Raw genomic sequence first — 18,282 nt, 5'->3', positions numbered from 1 at the left:
TGAGGCAACCATGAACTATCACACCTACCACAGCGTTGACGTCGTTAACGGCCCGGGCACTCGCTGCACCCTGTTTGTGTCTGGATGCGAACATCAGTGCAAAGGCTGCTACAACCAAAGCACCCAGCGCCTGGACTCCGGCCACCGCTTTCCCGAGGCGTTAGCGGATCAGATCATCAAGGATCTGTCCGATACCCGCATTTCACGGCGCGGACTGACGCTGTCCGGCGGCGATCCGCTGCATCCGGCCAACGTCGATGACGTGCTGGCACTGGTGACCCGAGTCCATAGCGAGTGCCCGGACAAAGACATCTGGTGCTGGACCGGCTATCGGCTGGATGAACTCAGTGCCCATCAACAGCAGCTGTTGCCCTACCTGGATGTACTGGTGGACGGCCGCTTCGAACAGGATCTGGCCGACCCGTCGCTGCTGTACCGCGGCAGCAGCAACCAGATCGTTCACCGCCTGTCCGAGCGGGCCAAGGCCAGCGTGCCCCGCATCAACGACTAACCCCCCAGGCCGCCCAAGGACACTCGGGCGGCCTGGCGCACCAGGTTGCCCTTGCTGATGTTGTAGAAACTCACCTTGGCCAGCCAATCCTCCGGCCCCAACAACCGTCGCACCATCTCCTGCTCATCCAGCCCCTGCTGACGCAGATGCCTGGCCTGATGGCACAGCTGTTTCAGATTCTCCAGCTTCTCCGACAGCGCCTGATGCCCCTGCTCCACTACCCCGCGATGAGGACAGAACACCACTTCAAACTCCAGCTGCAGCACCTTATGAATGCTGTGCATCAACAGTTGCAACTCCTCATCGGCGCGTAGGTAACGCAGGGATTTGGAGATATAGAGATCGCCGCTGAACAGCCAGCCCCGCTCCGGCCAATGGAAACAGGTGAGATCTTTGGCATGGCCCGGGGTGGCCACCGCGGTCAGGGTATCGCCGCTGATCAGCCTGATCCGCTCCGGCAAGGGCTCGGTCTGAACCGGATAGGGCCGGCCCCAGATGAAGCGCTGAATCGGCGGGGTGCGATAACCCGACGCCAGCTTGGCCCGGCCCAGTTCCGGGGCCAGAGGGGTTAATCCGAATCGCTGGGCAATGCGGGCGGCGTTGCCGCTGTGATCTTCATGATGGTGGGTCAGCAGCAACTGCCGGGGTGGCCGGCTATCGAGGAAACGGCGCACCGACGACCACTGGTTGCTGGGACCGGTGTCGATGACGGTTTCGCCGAGGCGATAGACCACGAAGGTGGTATTGATGCCACGATTGAGCCGCCCCACCCTGGCTCCCTCAACGCCCTGATACTCAAATCGTTGTCGTATTGGCATAGCCTCTCCGTCGATGCCGGGTCAATTGCCACTCCCTGTCGGTGCTGGCGCTCGGTGCTCACGGGCTGGCCGTGTGTCTCTGTGCAAGCTAACAAAGGGATCGCAAACAAGCAAGCGCTTGGTCTTGTCCCCTTAAGTTGCCACCGAGGCCCTCACCACGGCCGAGCAATCTTTGCCAGCTGGCGCTTATCCAGCGCCAAAACGACGAAGACCGCCTCGCGGCGGTCTTCATCATCGGGTGGTATTGCCCTCAGGCCAGCGTTCGATGCTGCAGCCGCCGAGCGTAGGCCAAGACGACCAATCCCGCCAGCAGGCAAACGCCATCAAAAACCAGCTCCCAGGCACTGAACACCAGGCACTCACCACAGGAGACGATCAGCTCGGCGATCAGCCAGGCCACCCCGTAATGCACCAAAGGAAACGCCACCAGTAGCAGCGCGCCGAACCGCAACAATCCGGCACCATGCTCCGTGCCATAGGCAATCAGCAGCAGCGCCGCACTCAACCAACAGGCGGGCAGCCAGTAGCTGATCAGGGCAAAATGCTGCAACTCGTTGCTGGCCGGGATCACTTGCATACCGCGATTCTGGGTTTCAAACACCAACGGCAGGTCCATCACCGGCGCCAACAGCGGAAACAGAAACACCGCCGCCGCCAACCCCTGCAACAAGGACTTAAACTTCACTTTTTATACTCCCCAAATTCCGCTGCCTGTTTAGAGCCCCAGTCGTTACCGGAGTTCCCGAGCAACGCTTCACGGCCAATACTCGCCCCTGCTTGGGGCCAATAGCCGCTGCCGGACTCTGTAACACAACGACCCGAAGCGGCCATCACTGAAACGCCGGCGCCACTGCACAACCCCAGTGGTAGCAATTGGCCCGCAAGATTACTGAGGTACCAAGAGAAGATCAACTGCGGCCTCGCTGACGGACAACGCCGCTTCGATGGCAACAACCAAGTGACAAAGGCGGCATCACAGCCGCCCCACCCTAGGGCTCAATGATGGCGAACCCCGGCTCCGGACTGTCAAACAGACGGAAGAAGCTGACGATGTCGACCACATCACCGGACACCTCCAGCTCGTCGTGACCCAGGATCGATCGCAACTCGATCCGCCGGGTGGCGATATCGATGAACAAAGAATGGGTCAGCACCAACGCCGGTACCCCCTCTGGTACAGACTCAGGGATCTGTCGGTAGGTCATCACGCCGTTGGTCACTTCCAACAGGTAATACTCTTTCTTATCGGTCAGCCCCAATACAAACTGATAGTGCTTGTCGCCGGCGGCTTCGTAATCCAGGCGGGTGGCCCATACATCGAGGAAGTGCACCATCGGCGTTTTGGCCAACACCTCGGCCATGTTCTTCTCCATGCTGGGGCCGTCACGTTTCACTCCGTCGATCAGCTCCTGAGCGCCGCTCAGGTACACGTCGCGCCAGGGGCCGGACTCGGCCTGGTAGCCCATCTGCCGATAGGCCTGGGCCAGCATCTGCCTTGAGCGCTGATCCGAGGCATCGAAGAACACCAGGTGATTCAGTAACTCTGCCGCCCAGCGGTACTCACCGAGATCCAGCGCCACCTGGGCCTTCTCACGCATCGCCTGGGCGCCGCCAGCCAGCTCCACATAACGCCGGGCCACGGTGGAACGCGGCAAGGGATCCAGGTGGGCGGGATTGGCATCGTACCAACCATAGTAGTACTGGTAGACGCCACGAATGTTGTGCTTAAGGGTGCCGTAGTAGCCACGGGCCGAGAACGTCTGCTTGAGCCCGTCCGGCAGGTGCACCCGCTCGGCAATTTCATCGGCGCTGTAGCCCTGGTTGGCAAACCTTAAGGTCTGATCGTGAATGAACTTGTACAAGTCCCGCTGCTTAATCAGAAACTCCTGCACACTCTGCTGGCCCCACACCGGCCAGTGGTGGCTGCCAAAATACAGCTCGGCATCGGCAAAGCGCAGCCGCGCCTCATCGATGTAGCGACTCCACTGCAGGGCATCACGCACCTTGGCGCCGCGCAGGGTATAGATGTTGTGCATGGTCTGCGACACCAACTCGGCGCCGCAAAACGCCTTCCACTGCGGCAGATAGAAGGTGAATTCCGCCGGCGCTTCGGAGCCGGACACCATCTGAAACTCCAGGGTGACGCCATCGACCTCGACCACCTCACCGGTGTCATCCACCTCGCGGGTGGGCACCTCGATGCCAACGCTGCCCATGGCCAGGGACTTCCCCAGCCCCAGGTCGACGTGCCCCTTGGCGGAGGCGGTCAGATCCTTACCGTATTGGTAGCCGGCCCGGCGCACCATGGCCGGCCCCGCCAGCAGGTTTTCACTGGTGGCTTCTTTCATGAATCCGGCCGGGGCAATCACCTCGACGCCGTCGCGATCCTGACCCGCCAGCACCCCATCCACGCCGCCGAAGTGGTCGGCATGGGAGTGGGTGAAAATCACCGCGGTTACCGGTCGTTTGCCCAGCTGCTGGTTGACCATCTTCATCGCCCGGGCCGCGGTCTCGGCAGTGGTCAGGGGATCGACGATGATCCAGCCACGCTCGCCTTTAATCACCGTCATGTTGGCCAGATCATAGCCGCGCAATTGGTACAGGCCCGGCGCCACCTCAAACAGGCCATGAATGGCATTGAGCTTGGCCTGGCGCCACAGACTGGGATTGACGGTATAGGGCGCCTGCCCCTGCAAGAACCGGTACTGATCCATGTTCCAGATCGGTTCGCCGTTGGCGTTGTTGATGATCAGGCTGTCGTCGCTGGCGATCAGTCCCTTGGTGGCGCGGTCAAAATCGGTGGGATCATCCAGAGGCAGGGTGTCTTTGACCATATTCTGGTGAGTACGGGTAAAGTCGGAGGCCTCCAGCTCGGACGGGGGAACGGAGGGATCGGTGCATCCGGACAACAGCACCACGGCGGCCAGGAGAGTCGTTTTTATTTTCAATCTATTCACCGTCAGTCCCTTCCCTTTATCCTAAAACGCTAACTTATCACGCCACTGACCATTTAGGACTACATTTCAGCAACTTGGTTTCGTTGTTGTTCAGGAAAGTGGGATAAAGCGACATGGAGTGGTCAGAGGCTTTGTCTGTATTGAATTGCCGCAGCAGCATGAGCCACCGCCGCAATGACCAGAGATCCTCAAAACCCCTATGGGGCCAATGAGGCGCAGTGGCAGCCACTGCGCCCACATCGAAAAGAACCCGCTTCAATGACCCTGTCCGGCACCGGACAGGGGCTTGCATCAGCGCTGAGCCTGAATGATCTCGGTCAACTGCTTGGACAGGTCGATGTTGTCGTGGTGGCCAATAAACCGCTGCGATTGCGGCCCGATGGCGCCCACCGGCACATCGATGGCGTCATGACCGCTGGTGGTCCAGCCGGTAAAGCTGCGATCGCTGATGATCTCGGACAGGGCCCAGTACAGCGCCTCGTTATCCTGATTCAGCGACGCCAGGCGCGCCAGTTCCTGCTCGGTAAAGGCAAACTCTACATACTGGGTCAGGGTCTTGGCCATCTCAGCGGCGGACTGATTGATGATCGCCTTGCTGATGATCGGCAATGAGGCGTTAACCTGCTTCACCACCTTGGCGTCCCACTGGTACTCGCCGTTGTTGCCCAGGGTCAGGCCGCCGGTGGAGTGATCGGCGGTAAACACCACCAGGGTATCACCATGGCGTTTGGCATAGGTTTCCGCCACTTCCAGTGCCTTGGCAAAGTCGTCCATCTCTTTCATGGCGCAGGCGATGTCGTTGCCATGGCCACACCAATCGATCTCACTGCCCTCGACCAGCATAAAGAACGGTTGCTGGGATCCCTCGAACAGCCGCAGCGCGGTGGAGACCATGGCGCTGAGGCGATGAGGCTGGTCCGAGTCGATGGCGTACTCCAGCCCCTTATCGGCAAACAGCCCCATGGCCGGGGTCCGGTTCAGGCTGTCCAGCTGTGTCAGGCTGTCGGTGTATTGGTAGCCCCACTCCAGCATCGATTGCCCCAGGCCGCCGTCGTCCATGGGAAAGTACTTCTGTCCGCCGCCGAGGATCACGTCCACCAGCGGCTGGTTTTCCTGCAGGCGACGGCTGTAAAACTGCTCGGCGATGAGATCGTACTGGCTGCGCAGTTCGGCGTGGGCCACGAAACTGGCCGGGGTGGCGTGGTTAACCTGGGAGGTGGAGACGATGCCGGTTTGCCAGCCCAACCGCTTGGCTTCCACCAACATCGAGTCTAACGGCTGCTTGTGCTCATCGACGCCGATGGCACCGTTGTAGCTTTTTACTCCGGTAGCCAGGGCGGTGGCCGAGGCGGCGGAGTCGGTGACCACGGTGTCATCATGGGGAAAGGTACTGGCGCTGCCCAGCATCAGCCGGTCAAACACCGTCGGCGCCACCTGACCCACCTCACTGTCGGCCTGGTAATAACGGTAGGCGGTGGTGTACGCCGGGCCCATGCCATCGCCGATAAAGAAGATGACGTTTTTGGGCAGAGTCGGGGCCGCCGAGGCAGACGCCGACAGCATCGCCAGTGCCAGAGCAGAGGTGCGCAACATGATAACAGGGTCCTAAAATCAATAAGATTGAAGATACTGCCCTGATTTACCAATTTTTTCCACTGTACAACTGTTACAGCTTTTGCCACACCAGGGTGACCGCGCCCTCGACGCTACCGGCATCGTAACGGGCCCGCAGCGACCAGCCCGCCTTGAACCCCTGGACGATGTTGCGACCGGCGGACTCCTTGCCACCGCGTCCACAAATTTGTACCAGCACTCCGGAGTAACGCAGCAGCCGCTTGGCTTCGGCAAACAATCCGGCGGATCGCGACGGTGTGCACTCGGCGGTTTTCACCACCATTAACTCGATGTCGGCCGAGTTAGGAACATCGCTCAGGCTACCGACGTGCCATTGTATGAGGCTGTCATCAGCACACTCGGGCTTATGGGGCACCACATAGCCAACCTGGTAACCCAGTTTCGCCAGACATTCCGCCAGCTCCGGCTCCACGCCCCAGGCCAGAGTGCGGGCCTGATCCGGGACCCAATGCCGCCATCCCTGTTTCAGATAGCGCCAGGTTTCGGCGTGGCTGATGGCGGGCACGGCCGCAGCAGACTCGCGATGGGCAAATTGGTGCATAACTCCTCCTTGAATCTCGCTGATGCCTCCATACTACCCCCCGCATCACGGCGTTTATTGACCTGACACCATGAAAACTGTGATTTACCTCTATATAGGCATGGCCGTCGGCCAATGGAGCCGATTTACGGCCTCTGGTCAGACCTCAATAGCGGTAATTCAGCGCCAAGCCCATGAATTCGATAGCGTTATTCCACTGCCCCGTGAGCCGACCGAGGCGCCCCTGATCACCAAAGGCCCGATCGATGTGCGGCTCTCCCGCATCCAGATACTCGTAGAACAGCTGCAAGCGCCAGTGATCGTTAAAGCGGTAACTGGCCCCCAGTCCATAGCGAATGAGGGTGTCCACCGGCAGATCCGGGTATTGATAGGCGGGATCGTCCTGGGGCGACTGCTCGTAACCAACCCCAAACTCCAATCGCCAGTAGCGGTTCAGCGGCACATGAACGCCCAGCGCGCCGTTCCAGGTATCCTGCCACTGACGCTCGATCGCCAGCACCGGCTGCTCCCCCAGCTCAAAGGTGGTGGTATCGAACGCATCCAACCAGCCGTAACCCAGGTTCCACAGCACGGTCAGGTAATGAAACTCGTGCACGCCACTGAGCACGGCGGTGGCCGGAAAGGGAAAATTGACGCTGTCGGCCACCTCGCCGTCGCGACCGGACAGGCTGGCATTGCCTTCAAACTGATGGTCGGCTTCCATTCGAAAGCTGAGGCCGAGGCGATGATCGTGGTTGAGCTGGTACATCAGCCCCAGGTTGATGCCCATGTTCCAGCTGTCACCGTCGGTGAACAGTTGCCGCTGGGTCTCGGGAATCCCCAGTGTCTGCTCCAGCTTGGCGTACTCCAACGCCACCCCCAACGCCAACGACCAATGGGAGCTGATGGCATAGGCGACGCTGGGGTTAAACTGCAATGACAGCACCTCGACGTCGGTGACCAGCAAGGCGCCGCGAAAATCGGAGCCGTAGTCCAGTGCCGAGCCTCCCTGAGACGCCAGCGCCAAGCCGAACACCCACTCCCGGTTAAGCGGCTGCACCCAGTACAGCCCCGCCGCCAGCGCATTGGTGCCGGCGTCGCCGCCATCACTGCCACTGGCAAACAGGCCGCTGGAGCCGTTGTCTTTGTAGTTAATGCTGGAGGACACCAGTTGCGACTGCACCGCCCAGGCCGGACGCGAAAACCGCACCATCCCCGCCGGATTGGCAAAGGCGGTTTCCGCCCCTTCGGCGATGGCCGCCGAGCCGGCGCCGGCGGTAGAGGCGCTCAGATTGCCCATCTCGGGAAAAAGCGGCGCTGCGGCCCAACACGGCATCGCCACGCAAGCGGCCAACCCCAAACTCGTTTTCATCCTGTACTCCCCTCATCCCTGATAGCCACAAGGGTAGTCCAAGCCGAGCCGCGGTGCGTTGCCAACCGAATTAAAAATCAGAAAAATGAGCAACCTGCGAAATAACAGCGCAACAGTAATGCTGTCATAAACGCCACCCACACTATTCACCGCTTAATTGATCTGGCTCCTTTCCCTCGGTGCGGATCCACGCTAATTTTTAGACTGCTTAACAAGGAGAACGCAACATGGAAGAACTGAACCAACGATTCGAACAATCCCAACAGCAAGTCAAAACCCTGACCCAGCGCCCGGCCAATGAGCACCTGTTGTCTCTGTACGGGCTGTACAAGCAAGCGGTTTCCGGTGACGTGACCGGCTCCGCCCCTTCCATGTTTAAGATGGCAGAACACGCCAAGTACCAGGCCTGGAAAGCGCTGTCTGGACTGGACGCCGCCGAGTGCAAGCGCCGCTACGTTGAACTGGTGGACTCGCTGCTGAAAAAGCACAGCTAACCCCCACCCACACGGGCCTGACTCCAGGCCCGTTGTTGATCCCCTTCCCTGTGGCCTGCGTACCTGTCAGTATTGCGTTTATTTGAGTCGATACCATGCTGCATCGAGACAAACTCAGCCCGGAGCTGGCCGCCAATCTGTCTGAGCGGGAGATTGAGAAATTTGATGCCCTGGCCGAAGCCTGGTGGGATCCCGACGGCCCGTTCAAAACCGTGCTGGCCTTCAATGCCGTTCGGCTGCAGTACATCACCGACGCCATCGATGCCCATCTGGCCGATGCGGTTGGCCTTGGGCAAGCCAGTGAAAATCAGCCACTGACGGTGTTGGATGTGGGCTGTGGCGCAGGACTGCTGGCCGAACCGCTGGCCCGCCAAGGCCACCGAGTCACCGCCATCGACGCCAGTGCCCACAATATTGAGGTGGCCCGTCGTCACGCCAGACTCTCCGCCACCCAGGTAGACTACCGCCACTGCCTGACCACCGCCCTGCTTCAAGAACGCCAGCAATATGATGTGGTGCTCAACACCGAAGTGGTGGAGCACGTGCCAGACCCACAGGCCCTGCTGACCGAGTGCGGCCAACTGCTTAAACCCGGCGGACTGCTGATCGTGGCCACCCTCAACCGCACCATCAAGAGCTTCTTCGTGGCCATTATTGGCGCCGAGTACGTGCTGCGCGCCCTGCCCCGTGGCACCCATGACTGGCGCGCGTTCGTCAGCCCCACCGCGATCATTCAGGCCATTGCGCCGCAGGGGTTTGAGATCAACGACCTGACCGGCATGAGCTACAACCCCTTCAGCCGCCGCTGGCGCCTGAGCCACAGCGCCGACGTCAACTACCTGCTCAGTGCCCGCAAGCTGTAATCCTCGCCAGTGACCTTGGCGCTAGCCTTGACCCCGAACGGCCTTGTGCACCTCCATCACCACCAATAGCAGCAGGGCCAACAGCAGCAACTGCGACCAGTGCACAAACGACACCGGCTGCACCTGCAGCACCGAACTGAGGCCGGGGGTGTACATCGAGCCGATGTGGATCAGCTGCGCCGCCAGGGTGCCAAACAGCAGCAGCGGATTCCTTAGCGGGTTATGGCGAAACACCGACAAGGTCTCGGAACGGCTGTTGAACACCTGAACATTTTCAAACAGCACCATCAATAACAGGGTGCCGTTGCGCGCCTCCTCGATGCTGTAGCCCTGCATCAGCAACCACTGGAACAACACAAAGGCGATGCCGCCGATGGTCAATGCCGACACCGCCACCCGCTCGATCATCACCCGGTTGAAAATCGCCTCGTTCGGCGGTCGCGGTGGCCGCGACAACTCATTGCCCTCGGCCGGTTCAAACGCCAGGGCGATGTCCTGGATGCCATTGGTGACCAGGTTCAGCCACAGCAGCTGCACCGCCATCAGCGGCAGCGGTGTGCCGGTGATAAGGGCAAGGGTAAACAGCACCAGTTCGGCCGCGCCGGTGGAGATCAGCAAGAAGATCACCTTGCGCACGTTGGAGTAGGCGACGCGCCCCTCCTCCACCCCGGCCAGGATGGAACTGAAGTTGTCATCGGTGATGATCAGATCGGCGGTCTCCCTGGCCACCTCGGTGCCACTGGCCCCCATGGCCACGCCGACCTGGGCCGCCTTCAGCGCCGGAGCATCGTTGGCGCCGTCGCCGCTGACCGCCACAAAATGGCCATGACGCTGCAGGGATTTAACCACCTCCAATTTTTGCACCGGCTCGGCCCGGGCGTAGACCCGCGCTGATTCCGTCAGCCGATCCAGCCCCGGCTCGCTGTCGGCCAGCTTGAGATCCGCCCCGGTGACGATGGCGCGCTCGTCGTCTGCCAGCTGCAGCTGCCGGGCCACGGCCAGGGCGGTAATGGGATGATCGCCGGTGACCATCACCACTCGAATGCCCGCCTGCTGGCAACTCGCCACCGCCTGAGCCGATTCTGGCCTCAGCGGATCCACCATGCCCAACAACCCCAAAAAAGTCAGGCCGCTTAGCCGCCGTTCGGACACAGCCGCCTCAACCGGTTCGTCCATCTGGCCCTCTGCCACCGCCAACATGCGGTAGCCCTGTGCCGCCAACGCCTCGGCCCGCCGCTGAATGCCAGCCCGGTCGATGGCCAAATCCCCGCCGGCCACCGCCATGGCGCTGCACATGGACAGGATCGTCTCCGGCGCCCCTTTCACCGACCACAGGGTGTTTGCCTCGACCCGGTTAACGCTGGCGGAAAACATGTGCTCGGACTCAAACGGAATGGTGTCGATCTCGGGGCACTGGACCGCCAGTTTCTCTTTCACCATGCCCAGCTTGTGCGCCATCACCAACAGGGCGACATCGACCGCGTCCCCCTGCGCGGTCCACTCGCCATCGCGCACCATAAGCTGGGCCTCATTGCTCAGAACCGAGGCGCGGGCCAGCCGACTTAGCGGAACTTGCAGCGCCTCACCGGGGGCGTCACAGTTAATGGTTAGCCTGCCACTAGGAACGATCCCCTCGCCCGCCACCTCCAGTTGGCTGCCATCGGCCAGCTCAACCCGCTTCACCGTGATTCGATTGACGGTCAGGGTGCCGGTCTTATCGGTGGCAATGCAGGTGCACGACCCCAGTGCCTCGACCGAGATCAGGCGCCGGACGATGACGTTGCGATTGGCCATTCGCCTGAGTCCGATGGCCAGGGCGACGGTCAGCGCCACCGGCAGGCCCTCAGGAATGGCGGACACCGCCAGGGCCACCGCCAGGAAGAAGATCTCCGCCAACTCGGTGCCCCGGGCGATGGAGATAAGCGCCACCACCATCGCCGCCACTCCGACGAACACCGCCACCCGCCGGGTAAATCGCTCCATCCGCAACAGCAGCGGCGACTTGGTAACCGGGCGCAACAACACATGGGTGGCGATACGGCCAATTTCGGTGGCCAAGCCGGTATTGACCACCACGCCCCAGGCCCGGCCCCGCTCGACCATGGTGCCGGCAAAGGCCATGTTGCAGCGGTCGCCCGGCGGCGTCATCGGCACGAGCACCACATCCGGCTTCTTGCTCACCGCCACAGACTCCCCGGTCAGCAGGGATTCATCGATGACGGTGTCATGAACGGTGAACAGGCGCAGATCCGCCGGCACCCGATCGCCGGACTCCAGCGCCACCACGTCACCGGGCACCAACACGCTGGCGTCTTTGTCATGCAGCTGGCCGTCTCGAAGCACCCGCGCCCGGGCGGTGACGATCTTCTGCAGCGCCTCGGTGGCCCGCTGTGCCGAGTACTCCTGGATCGAGCCGATGATGGCGTTGAGTAACAGAATGGCGGTTATGAACACCGCGTCAGACCAGGCGGTGGTTACCGCAGACAGCAGGGCCGCCGCCAACAGGATGTAGATAAGCGGGCTCTTAAACTGCCTGAAAAAGATCACCAGCATCCCCGGCGGCTTGCCACTGGGGAGAGTATTGGGGCCATACAGGGCCAGGCGCTCGCTGGCGTGGGACTCCGACAGACCTTGGCGCGAGCTGTGCAGTAACGCCAGCACCTCATCGATGGCAACACTGTGGGGCTGGACTAAGAATCGGTCATTGTCCCGAAGGCTGTCGGCTTCGGCCCGGTCATCCGCTGTTGCCACACCACCACCCCTTCTGTCGACGCTTCGGTTTAGAGCCTATGGTGATTGAGTATAGATTGTTGATCGGCTTGTCGAAAAACCGAGGCCGCCGTTACACCGATCAAAGGGGGAGAGGCTCAAGCCTTAAACGACATCGAAGGGGAACCGGCAACCCACAGCGACTCACACTCCATCGCAGGCGCCTAAGCCAAAACCATCAACGACGCAACGGCATTAACCACCGGCGGATTGGCCGCGCGCGCTGATCCACGCCAGTGCCCGCTGCTCATGCAATTTGATGAAGGCGTCTTTACCCTGGCAGTAACGGACAATGTCGTGGTCACACCTCAGTGCCACCCGTTGTTTGAGCTGGCCATAGGCCTCGGCCACACTCGGGTGCGCCCGCAGATAATCCCGAAACGCCAGATGACGCCGCACACCGGCGCTGCCACCGGCAAAAGCATGGATCTGGTGAGTCCTGTCTTCGCCGCCCTTTTCGAAATAGCGCCGCCCGGCAATGCCGTTTTCGCCGCGGGCCGAATAACCCAGCCTCGCCAGTTGGGCGGTGATCTCCGGCGTATCCAACAACGAGACCGCCTCCACCTCGATAAGAATGTCGATAACCGGCTTGGCGCACAGCCCAGGCACCGAGGTGCTGCCGATGTGATGAATCGATACAGTGAGCCCCGCCAGTGCCTGGCGAAGCTGCGCCGACTCACTGATAAAGGCATCGCGCCATTGTGGCCGATGCGCTACTACTACCACTTCTCTCATTACTAGCGTTCCAGGTTGTTATTACTGAGGCAACGTAACTGGCCATCGCTGCCAATGGTCATCTTCACTCGCTTGTGCACCTCATTCTCCGCCACTCGGCCGCAGTGGCCGGTGACTTCGGCGCCACTGCGCTGCAACCGATAACGGTAATCACCCGGTTGCTGAGCCAGGGTGTAATACAGGGTGTTATCCGCCCCCGGCGCGATGCGGCCAAAATCCAGACGATTGCTGGGCAGGCGCACCGTCACGCTAACAGCCCCGCCAGAGGCGTTAACCACGGTGATGGACGGCAGCACAAACAGGTACCCCTGATACAGGGCCACAGTTACCACCACTGTTGCCACCACCCATTTTGCCAGCCGCTGCCAAAATGGCTCCCTGCCCTTGTTCACATTCACCGCCTTTCACACCATAACTGGCGTTACTTTAGCCGCGAACAAGCAACCGGTGCAAATGGAAGAAAGGAAACAAAGGCCGGATAGGGATGGCGTGAAAGAAAAGCGACTCGAGAAAGCGAAAAGGGAGAAACAGTAAACCAGTGAGGGACTCAGACAACGAGCTAAAAGTAGATAGAGAAAGGCTTAGGTAAAGAAATAGGTAAGTGGAGAAAGGTATCGATAGGAAAAAGATGAGTACAGAAAGAGGTAAGTAGATAAAGGGGAAACGCGCAGATACCGGCGCTTCCCCCGGCGTATCAGGGCTGTCGAACTCCCACCAGGGCAATGCAGTCGTGACTATTAGCTGAATAGACACTGGAAACAAAATAGGCAGTAGATGACAGCACAGCGGCGATGGCCTGATTCATCTCGCTATAACGCGCTAAACCAACACTGCTGCTGGCCAGATAGATAACACCGCAGTGGCGTTCCGTTGGGGTGGCGCGCAAAAATTCCAGCAGACTTTTTTCACTGTCAAAAGCCAGCAACGCATCGGCAACGCTTGCCAGTTCTCGAACATCGGTCACCCCAAGATTCGCCGGCATCTCGTGCGCTTCCAGCTTAGCCTTGATGTTGACCATTGCGTTCCAGACCAACTGACAGTCACCGCCATGTCCATCTATAAAGGCAACGATGCAGCCGCAGCTATCACAGGCCTTGGTAATCGCTTCAATCTGTTCTGAACTGGCCCCGCCCACCAGCAGCAGATCCAGGCCACTTGCTGCAATCGATGTCGATGACAACTGTGCCAGCGGAGTCGCCGACAGTAGTCCAGAAGGGATAGCGCCGCCGCGATGACTCTCGATTGAGTTCGCAAAGGCCAGGCCGACATGGACAGGCTCAAGCTCTGTCATAGCTTCAAACATGGGGGTTCCTGCGTTTTATCTGTAATGGTGGTCTCATCAACGTGCCTGTTTGCCAAACCAAAGTCCGCTGATCGCACTTAGTCACCGTTAACCACATCGAAGCCATTCAGCACTTTACCAAATACAGGTGCGGCTGCGCCGACTTGTAGTTGATGTATCTGAGCACCCTCGCCTTTTGGAATCGCTCACCCGGATTCCAGTTGTCAAAGATGGCCTTACCCTCGATAAACCTAAGCTCAGTAAAGCGCTGGCTCAGCGGAGTATCCCGTTCCCCAAGAATTGGTGCAGACACCCCCTCAAAGCGATCGCAGGTCAAATCGTACACCCGGTCATCGACCAGCACCCAAAAGTGCCTCTCGTCACCGCGTCGATCATAGCCTTCAACCACACACACCCGACACTCGGGGTACTGAGTCATCACCCTATGGGCGAAGTAACGACACGCCCCTTCGCACCCACGATTCGGAAACCGAAACGAACCCACGAACAAGGCAACGCACTCTTCTCGAGCTAGCTCAAAAATAGACCGCATTTCCTTGGCGAGCTCGATGATGTTAGGTGTCATCGGTAGTCATCCCATCAGGGTTCTTAGCGAAAGTGGACAAGTTTAACTTAATGACGTGTCAACATGGCAAAAATGAAATTAACTTCGATGTTATTCAATATTTATTATCTACTTTATAGACCAGATGCCGTCACTCGCTCCTACTTGCCAACGATGGGTATATTTCGTAATGCAATTTGCTATCATCTGGTAATGTCGAAGAATCCAAATCACTACAGTAGGCCACCTGATATTGACTTGCCGTTGTTTCTACATCATCAGCAAAACCAAAGCACTTACCCAAGAATCCATGTTGGTCAAAAACCTCTACGGTAAACTGTATCTGCTCCCAAGTTTCATTTGAGTTATTCGTAATTTTTGCAGGGATTGTAAGTCTGAGCCCTTTGTCTAGAATTCGATGCTCTGAAATTTCAATAAAATCGGGGTTATCAATTGTGATGCCATCATCCCAACCCTCATACTTTTGGTATAAACTGGCAGCCAGAACTACTCCCAGCGTAAAACCGATTCCCCAAGACAAGCCTGTTAACGTCTTTCCAAAATAGAACTTAAAATCTGCCACAGCATCCTCGAAGTAAAAACAAACATTTCATTTTTATGACAAATCATATCGAACAACGCTGATTAATGCCAGCCAAAGGCTACAAATGGATCCCTTGTCTCTGAAACGTCGAAAGCACCGACGCTAACAGTGACAGAAAATTGTGTAATAAAGCCTCCATATGCGTTTATAGAAAGCGCTTTATCAGCGCAGTATAATTTGCGCTAATTCGACACGGTAAACGTTCAGTCTAAAAAGAATAGTTATTGCCCTTTCAATTGGATTAAATTAATGTTTTTTCATGCCATTCCAGAACCTCATCTTTTAATGCTTTCAAATCATCTATCGTTCTTTCAGGTAGTTGACTATATATTTTAGTTATTTCTGCTCGGCTAGATTTCATTTTGTTCAACTTCTTCTCTGGGCTAAAAGCCTCATATACGGAAGCCTTTCCCTTTCCTATAAAGTAGTATCTAATTTTGGGCGAGTTTATTTTTGAGAAATTTACTGAAACTATGGTATATTCAGATTTCACCCCCACAAACTCATCACCTAAACTATCAACCCTAACCTTTCCCCAATATAATCTAGGATACAACCCTTTACTAGAAAGCAAATCTATCTTAATAGATTCAAGTGATTTGTTTTTAAATAGATTTGAATTAAATAATTGAAATTCTTTTATATAATCAAACTCAACCATTCTATTATTTAAACTATTTGCTGAAACCATTCCAAAATGAACACCTATTCTTTCAGGCCTGCTTTCTCTAGCCAGTTTATCAAGGCTTACAGATGGAAAGCCATAAAAAAGAGTACTGAAACAATCTAGCCCATCAAAATATTTAAGTGTAACTGGGTTATCACTTACTACCTTACAAACCACTTTTTTCCCTGGGAAAATTCTATTAAGTAGAGTCAACTTTCGAATGGCTTCTTTCTTAAGAACACGTAAATTTTCAGACTTCTGTGTCAACGTGCACTCATAGAACAGCAACGAGTTTTCACTGATCTCAATGCAATCAAACTCAGCAAGAGATATTTTATTACTATTGTACAGAATCCTTCCTCGTTGATCACAAAAAAAACCTGTTTTTTTATACTTGTTGTTCTTTGGTGTGTAAGGGCCTTTCGAAACAATTCTCCTTTTACTTTCAAAGAGGTCATTAATTTTACCTACCATGTTTTCTAGGAAAGACGCCTCATAAACCTCTCCTTTGAAGTTCATCGTCTTCCAGTGGTCACCTGGAGACTTCAAATAACTGTCACTATGACAGTAAGAATATTTATAAAGACTCAAAATATAACCTCATCAAGGACGTAGATATCATAATTTAATCTGCGATTGTGGCTCTTCATCGTTTAACCGTGGGTTAAAAAAGCCTTAGCTATATCGTTTTTTGAAGTCACAAACAAACTCTGCAGTCGACACGATTAAAGCTAACACACTTTTCGGCGAGTTGAATGTGCACAAGGAAAGTGCGGATATTGCATTAGTTTCTGACACAGTGGATGATGCCGTGCGTTACTACGGAGCCATCCTCCCCAACCTAAGAGCCTTAATCAAGCTGTGAAAATTGCAGGCTACCAAGGCCAATAATCACTATGTGATCGACGAAATTTAGCTTGGTACCAACAATAAACTTTTTGTGTCCTAACAGTAGCAACACAGCATTTACAGCTACCGATTGTCACGTAAAATAGCCTCTATAAGTGTTTCCAGAAAGCACTTAGCTAGCTTGACACTCTGATAGTTCAGTCGGAGGGGATGTATTTTGTCCCTTTACATGGAGAAAGCTCATATGTATTGTTTTTTGTCCAAATATATTTTGGTGCTACAGCATCAACAAAGTCTACGCTACCAGAAAATTCTTTAGCGACGCTCCCCCAGAATCTAACTGAATTACTCAAAGGGTCTATCAGTATTTCGCTCTTTAATTTAAACAACTCTCTGATAATAAAAACTGCGGCTGCTCTACCAAACCCTTTTCCTCTATACTCTTTTGGTACAAAAAACCTCGCCAATTCTATAAAATCACTTTCATTATCATTCAAATCATAGATAACAGCAAAGGCTACAGAACTACCGTCAGCAATCTGAAGATAGGAACAGTCAGCACCAAATCCAACATTAATTTCATCTGTTTCACAAAATGCACTTTTGACTAACTCAAAACCAACCTCAAAATACTCCATATTGACTACATTCCTTTCTGAAAAATACTGCATTAAGGCTTGAACCGCGCTACTACAGAATCCAACGATTAGACGAAAAATCTTAATTGTTAGAAATCGCCATTGAATTCTTTATTAAATCTCTAATTCTGACAACTTTATTGCTGCATGCCTACCCCACGTAGTCCAATGGAATAACATCCCCAAAAATATCATAACAAAACCAAGCCCAAACATCGTAATGCCAAGTTGAACTGGTAGGTACTTAAATGCAGTAGCAAAAAAGAATAGCAACAAAGATATAAAACCTAATAAGACGACCCCCATGGAAAACCAAATAACCGCGTTATTTATCCAAACATCTTTTCTACCAACCTTTAACTCTATTCGCCCGGACTCACCTAAAGCCATAAATGGATAAGCTCTTCTCAGGAAGAACCAACGGGCTTGATCTGGATACTTCTTGTTAATATTTACCAGTGCGTCACGATACGGTTTATCAGCTCGAATGCCATGACTTTGATAAAACAATTGAGCTTCAACACTTTCTTGAATTGCAAACTTCACATTGTCACTAAGGTGATGGTTATCCAAACAATTAATTAACAAATCTAATTGCCTAGATTTTCGTTCATGGAGCCCTTTGTAAACTCCGGAAAGGTCAATTTTATATAGCCAGAAAAGTACAACAGACAATGTAATAATAGAAAGTTGTGCTTTTTCTATAATTTGAACTACCACTTCTAGCACTCGATACTCCCAATTGAATTTTCACGCCTAAAACACGGGCATAACTTCGATACGCCCGCGAGCTTTGACTCATTGGATTTTTACTCTAAAATTCCAAACTCACCCTTAATAAGGTTTAACCGTTCTTTGATTTTTTATAAATTGTTCGTCCACTGATTGGTAAAACGGTCATATGATCATGACCCGATAAAATGGACACGGGTTTGTTATGCCGCGACTCTCTCATATTGCTGCGGACTTTGATAGCCCAGGCTTGAGTGCAATCGACGACGGT

At 55.5% G+C, this 18,282-nt stretch carries 18 protein-coding genes; 3 read left to right on the top strand and 15 right to left on the bottom strand.

The window, feature by feature from the left end; translation table 11 throughout:
- The first annotated feature begins 10 nt into the window (after positions 1–10).
- Positions 11–511, top strand: coding sequence for an anaerobic ribonucleoside-triphosphate reductase-activating protein (gene nrdG / locus H598_RS0108870; protein ID WP_028112708.1), 501 nt, complete (start codon positions 11–13; stop codon positions 509–511).
- Here the strand turns inward: nrdG and H598_RS0108865 are convergent.
- The 6 genes from H598_RS0108865 to H598_RS0108840 form a co-directional block, all read right to left on the bottom strand.
- Complete coding sequence (locus H598_RS0108865) at positions 508–1,329, bottom strand: MBL fold metallo-hydrolase (protein WP_028112707.1); 822 nt, start codon at positions 1,327–1,329, stop codon at positions 508–510. The two genes, nrdG and H598_RS0108865, sit on opposite strands and share 4 nt — an antisense overlap.
- A gap of 250 nt (positions 1,330–1,579) precedes the next feature.
- On the bottom strand, positions 1,580–2,014 hold the full coding sequence (locus H598_RS0108860) for a hypothetical protein (RefSeq protein ID WP_028112706.1): 435 nt from the start codon (positions 2,012–2,014) through the stop codon (positions 1,580–1,582).
- Positions 2,015–2,318: 304 nt separating this feature from the next.
- A complete protein-coding gene (locus tag H598_RS0108855) occupies positions 2,319–4,286 on the bottom strand; it encodes an alkyl/aryl-sulfatase (protein ID WP_245595578.1) in 1,968 nt (655 codons plus the stop codon).
- 291 nt (positions 4,287–4,577) lie between these two features.
- A complete protein-coding gene (locus H598_RS0108850; RefSeq protein ID WP_028112704.1) occupies positions 4,578–5,879 on the bottom strand; it encodes an alkaline phosphatase in 1,302 nt (433 codons plus the stop codon).
- A 73-nt stretch (positions 5,880–5,952) separates the two neighbouring features.
- Positions 5,953–6,462, bottom strand: a complete 510-nt coding sequence (locus tag H598_RS0108845; protein ID WP_028112703.1) for a hypothetical protein — start codon at positions 6,460–6,462, stop codon at positions 5,953–5,955.
- A gap of 145 nt (positions 6,463–6,607) precedes the next feature.
- Complete coding sequence (locus H598_RS0108840; protein ID WP_028112702.1) at positions 6,608–7,813, bottom strand: OmpP1/FadL family transporter; 1,206 nt, start codon at positions 7,811–7,813, stop codon at positions 6,608–6,610.
- A gap of 227 nt (positions 7,814–8,040) precedes the next feature.
- Here H598_RS0108840 and H598_RS0108835 point away from each other — a divergent pair, with 227 nt between their 5' ends.
- On the top strand, positions 8,041–8,307 hold the full coding sequence (locus H598_RS0108835) for an acyl-CoA-binding protein (protein WP_028112701.1): 267 nt from the start codon (positions 8,041–8,043) through the stop codon (positions 8,305–8,307).
- A 95-nt stretch (positions 8,308–8,402) separates the two neighbouring features.
- A complete protein-coding gene (ubiG, locus tag H598_RS0108830; RefSeq protein WP_028112700.1) occupies positions 8,403–9,170 on the top strand; it encodes a bifunctional 2-polyprenyl-6-hydroxyphenol methylase/3-demethylubiquinol 3-O-methyltransferase UbiG in 768 nt (255 codons plus the stop codon).
- 21 nt (positions 9,171–9,191) lie between these two features.
- On the opposite strand, the gene H598_RS0108825 is transcribed toward ubiG, so the two are convergent.
- The 9 genes from H598_RS0108825 to H598_RS0108780 form a co-directional block, all read right to left on the bottom strand.
- Positions 9,192–11,921 carry a cation-translocating P-type ATPase gene (locus tag H598_RS0108825; RefSeq protein ID WP_084144393.1) on the bottom strand — a complete coding sequence of 910 codons (2,730 nt, stop codon included), beginning with the start codon at positions 11,919–11,921 and terminating at the stop codon, positions 9,192–9,194.
- A 213-nt stretch (positions 11,922–12,134) separates the two neighbouring features.
- Positions 12,135–12,674 carry a GrpB family protein gene (locus H598_RS0108820; RefSeq protein ID WP_028112698.1) on the bottom strand — a complete coding sequence of 180 codons (540 nt, stop codon included), beginning with the start codon at positions 12,672–12,674 and terminating at the stop codon, positions 12,135–12,137.
- A 2-nt stretch (positions 12,675–12,676) separates the two neighbouring features.
- Positions 12,677–13,066 (bottom strand): hypothetical protein, encoded by a 390-nt coding sequence (locus tag H598_RS0108815; protein WP_028112697.1) that lies wholly within the window; start codon positions 13,064–13,066, stop codon positions 12,677–12,679.
- Positions 13,067–13,368: 302 nt separating this feature from the next.
- Positions 13,369–13,977 (bottom strand): hypothetical protein, encoded by a 609-nt coding sequence (locus tag H598_RS0108805; RefSeq protein WP_028112696.1) that lies wholly within the window; start codon positions 13,975–13,977, stop codon positions 13,369–13,371.
- A gap of 106 nt (positions 13,978–14,083) precedes the next feature.
- Positions 14,084–14,395 (bottom strand): hypothetical protein, encoded by a 312-nt coding sequence (locus H598_RS0108800; protein WP_156896985.1) that lies wholly within the window; start codon positions 14,393–14,395, stop codon positions 14,084–14,086.
- 277 nt (positions 14,396–14,672) lie between these two features.
- The gene (locus tag H598_RS0108795; protein ID WP_028112694.1) at positions 14,673–15,104 is read right to left on the bottom strand and encodes a hypothetical protein; all 432 of its coding nucleotides are present in this window, start codon (positions 15,102–15,104) and stop codon (positions 14,673–14,675) included.
- 262 nt (positions 15,105–15,366) lie between these two features.
- Positions 15,367–16,311, bottom strand: coding sequence for a hypothetical protein (locus H598_RS0108790; RefSeq protein WP_028112693.1), 945 nt, complete (start codon positions 16,309–16,311; stop codon positions 15,367–15,369).
- A gap of 527 nt (positions 16,312–16,838) precedes the next feature.
- On the bottom strand, positions 16,839–17,279 hold the full coding sequence (locus tag H598_RS0108785; RefSeq protein ID WP_028112692.1) for a GNAT family N-acetyltransferase: 441 nt from the start codon (positions 17,277–17,279) through the stop codon (positions 16,839–16,841).
- A 114-nt stretch (positions 17,280–17,393) separates the two neighbouring features.
- A complete protein-coding gene (locus tag H598_RS0108780) occupies positions 17,394–18,008 on the bottom strand; it encodes a hypothetical protein (RefSeq protein WP_028112691.1) in 615 nt (204 codons plus the stop codon).
- Positions 18,009–18,282: the final 274 nt, after the last annotated feature.

Source organism: Ferrimonas kyonanensis DSM 18153, from assembly GCF_000425405.1.
Taxonomy (GTDB): domain Bacteria; phylum Pseudomonadota; class Gammaproteobacteria; order Enterobacterales; family Shewanellaceae; genus Ferrimonas; species Ferrimonas kyonanensis.
The sequence above is the reverse complement of the archived record's forward strand: the minus strand, read 5'-3'. Positions and strand labels throughout refer to the sequence as shown.

What these genes read in the sequence shown, in the direction of transcription:
- H598_RS0108785 (WP_028112692.1), bottom strand. Translation starts at nt 17,279, where the DNA reads ATGGAGTATTTTGAGGTTGGTTTTGAGTTAGTCAAAAGTGCATTTTGT.
- ubiG (WP_028112700.1), top strand. Translation starts at nt 8,403, where the DNA reads ATGCTGCATCGAGACAAACTCAGCCCGGAGCTGGCCGCCAATCTGTCT.
- H598_RS0108835 (WP_028112701.1), top strand. Translation starts at nt 8,041, where the DNA reads ATGGAAGAACTGAACCAACGATTCGAACAATCCCAACAGCAAGTCAAA.
- nrdG (WP_028112708.1), top strand. Translation starts at nt 11, where the DNA reads ATGAACTATCACACCTACCACAGCGTTGACGTCGTTAACGGCCCGGGC.
- H598_RS0108800 (WP_156896985.1), bottom strand. Translation starts at nt 14,395, where the DNA reads ATGACTCAGTACCCCGAGTGTCGGGTGTGTGTGGTTGAAGGCTATGAT.
- H598_RS0108845 (WP_028112703.1), bottom strand. Translation starts at nt 6,462, where the DNA reads ATGCACCAATTTGCCCATCGCGAGTCTGCTGCGGCCGTGCCCGCCATC.
- H598_RS0108865 (WP_028112707.1), bottom strand. Translation starts at nt 1,329, where the DNA reads ATGCCAATACGACAACGATTTGAGTATCAGGGCGTTGAGGGAGCCAGG.
- H598_RS0108805 (WP_028112696.1), bottom strand. Translation starts at nt 13,977, where the DNA reads ATGTTTGAAGCTATGACAGAGCTTGAGCCTGTCCATGTCGGCCTGGCC.
- H598_RS0108790 (WP_028112693.1), bottom strand. Translation starts at nt 16,311, where the DNA reads ATGAACTTCAAAGGAGAGGTTTATGAGGCGTCTTTCCTAGAAAACATG.
- H598_RS0108850 (WP_028112704.1), bottom strand. Translation starts at nt 5,879, where the DNA reads ATGTTGCGCACCTCTGCTCTGGCACTGGCGATGCTGTCGGCGTCTGCC.
- H598_RS0108820 (WP_028112698.1), bottom strand. Translation starts at nt 12,674, where the DNA reads ATGAGAGAAGTGGTAGTAGTAGCGCATCGGCCACAATGGCGCGATGCC.
- H598_RS0108840 (WP_028112702.1), bottom strand. Translation starts at nt 7,813, where the DNA reads ATGAAAACGAGTTTGGGGTTGGCCGCTTGCGTGGCGATGCCGTGTTGG.